Origin of the sequence: Streptomyces sp. NPDC002669, assembly GCF_042889165.1 — a bacterium.
Taxonomy (GTDB): Bacteria; Actinomycetota; Actinomycetes; order Streptomycetales; family Streptomycetaceae; genus Streptomyces.
Map to the genome: position 1 here is coordinate 1 of NZ_JBIAQQ010000079.1, position 1,771 is coordinate 1,771.

Consider the following 1,771-nt stretch of genomic DNA (forward strand, 5'->3'; position numbering starts at 1 on the left):
TCGGGGTCCACCTCTCCGAAGAGTTCCAGCTCCACCCCGAACAGTCCACCGACGCGATCGTCATCCACCACCCCGAGGCCAAATACTTCAACGCGGGAGGCCGTCGGCCATGACCACACTGCCCGAACTCCTGGCGAGCGGTACGCCCTCGTTCTCCTTCGAGTTCTTCCCGCCGAGGACGGCGGCCGGCACCCGCACGCTGTGGGAGGCGATCCGCCGGATCGAGGCCCTGTCCCCGACGTTCGTCTCGGTCACCTACGGTGCGGGCGGCACGTCCCGGGACCGCACCGTCGAGGTCACCAAGCGCATAGCCGCCGAGACCACACTGCGGCCGGTCGCGCACCTGACGGCGGTGGGCCACTCCACCGCCGAACTGCGCCACATCATCGGCCAGTACGCGGACGCGGGGGTGCGCGACGTGCTCGCCCTGCGCGGCGACCCGCCGGGCGACCCCTCCGCCCCCTGGGTCCCGCACCCCGAGGGCTTCACCCACGCCCACGAACTCGTCTCGCTGGTACGCCGGTCGGGCGACTTCAGCGTGGGTGTGGCCGCCTTCCCCGAACGGCATCCGCGCTCGGCGGACTGGGCGGACGACATCCGGCACTTCGTCGCCAAGTGCCGCGCGGGCGCCGACTACGCCATCACCCAGATGTTCTTCCGGGTCGAGGACTACCTGCGCCTGCGGGACCGGGTCGCCGCCGAGGGCTGCGACACACCGATCATTCCCGAGATCATGCCGGCGACCGACGTACGGCAGATCGGCCGCTTCGCCGAACTCAGCAACGCCACCTTCCCCGACGGCCTCGCCCGGCGCCTGGACGCCGCCCGCGACAACCCGGCCGACGGGCACCGCATCGGTGTGGAGTACGCCACCGCCATGGCCGACCGCCTGCTCGCCGAAGGCGCTCCCGGACTGCACTACATCACGCTCAACCGGTCCACCGCGACGCTGGAGATCCACCGGAACATTCAGAGCACCCGCGACACCCGCACTGCCCGGAACACGCAGAGCACCCAGAGCACCAGCACCCAGAGCACAAGGAGCGCACATGCCCTCGCAGCCGCCCGCTGACTTCACGGACTTCAAGGTCGCGGACCTCTCCCTGGCCGAGTTCGGCCGCAAGGAGATCACCCTGGCCGAGCACGAGATGCCCGGTCTGATGTCGATCCGCAAGGAGTACGCCGCCGCGCAGCCGCTGGCCGGTGCCCGTATCACCGGTTCGCTGCACATGACCGTGCAGACGGCCGTGCTGATCGAGACCCTGGTCGCCCTCGGCGCCGAGGTCCGCTGGGTGTCCTGCAACATCTTCTCCACCCAGGACCACGCCGCAGCGGCCATCGCAGCCGCCGGCATCCCGGTCTTCGCCTGGAAGGGCGAGACGCTGGAGGAGTACTGGTGGTGCACCGAGCAGGCCCTCACCTGGCCGGGGCACTCGGGCCCGAACATGATCCTCGACGACGGTGGTGACGCCACCCTCCTCGTCCACAAGGGCGTCGAGTTCGAGAAGGCCGGTGCCGTCCCGGATCCCTCCACCGCGGAGAACGACGAACTCCGTGTCGTGCTGGAACTCCTGGGCCGCTCCACTCTCGACTGGACCCGGCTGGCGTCGGAGATCCGTGGTGTCACGGAGGAGACGACGACGGGTGTGCACCGGCTGTACGAGATGCACCGTGAGGGCACGCTGCTGTTCCCGGCGATCAACGTGAACGACGCGGTGACGAAGTCGAAGTTCGACAACAAGTACGGCTGCCGTCACTCGCTGATCGACGG

Annotated in this window: 2 protein-coding genes; both read left to right on the forward strand. The window is 69.4% G+C overall.

Translation table 11 applies throughout. The features are described from left to right. The first annotated feature begins 109 nt into the window (after window positions 1-109). Window positions 110-1,072 (forward strand): methylenetetrahydrofolate reductase [NAD(P)H], encoded by a 963-nt coding sequence (metF, locus tag ACFYW1_RS38995; protein WP_389004582.1) that lies wholly within the window; start codon window positions 110-112, stop codon window positions 1,070-1,072. Continuing rightward, the coding region (locus ACFYW1_RS39000) for an adenosylhomocysteinase (RefSeq protein ID WP_389004584.1) at window positions 1,050-1,771 on the forward strand (722 nt) is incomplete at its 3' end. The genes metF and ACFYW1_RS39000, both read left to right, overlap by 23 nt.

Excerpts from the sequence above, each read along its gene's own strand:
- metF (WP_389004582.1), top strand. The coding sequence starts at position 110 with ATGACCACACTGCCCGAACTCCTGGCGAGCGGTACGCCCTCGTTCTCC.